Origin of the sequence: Paraburkholderia sp. SIMBA_027, assembly GCF_046535315.1 — a bacterium.
Lineage (GTDB): Bacteria > Pseudomonadota > Gammaproteobacteria > Burkholderiales > Burkholderiaceae > Paraburkholderia > Paraburkholderia tropica.
The window spans coordinates 1-383 of the sequence record NZ_JAWRWY010000166.1 but is presented as its reverse complement, the minus strand read 5'-3'; the positions used below and the strand labels follow the sequence as shown (position 1 = coordinate 383).

Annotated in this window: 1 protein-coding gene; it reads left to right on the top strand. The window is 55.6% G+C overall.

The window, feature by feature from the left end; genetic code table 11:
• Nucleotides 1-201: 201 nt before the first annotated feature.
• Nucleotides 202-383 (top strand): hypothetical protein (locus tag SB764_RS38610; protein WP_410866552.1); only part of this gene is annotated, 182 nt, incomplete at its 3' end.

Below are 383 nucleotides of genomic sequence, written 5' to 3'. Positions count from 1 at the left end.
ATGATGTTTGATGACAGGCCCCCGGCTTTCGACGACATCCTCCAGAAAATCAAAGTTCTGCAGGCTGCCGTCAACGAATAATAAAACTGGTCTGTTAATCGGGGACCCTCGTCTCTGCGCGTTCGCGTGCCTTGATTGGCTCTCCGTTCCACTGCGGCCGCCCGTCATAGCCGCCCAATCCCTCATAAAACGAGCTCATCGATGCGTTTACTGGAAGCGAAGCCGGAAATGCTGGCCGCGTACGAGAAGATGGTCAACAAAGGGACATCTCGCGATACGATATCCCTTGTATTCACGCACCATGGCTGGCATCGGCCGGCTCCTGCGGTATCCCGCTCGGCGGATGACGTCCCGATGATACCAGTTCGTTGGGCACACCAAAT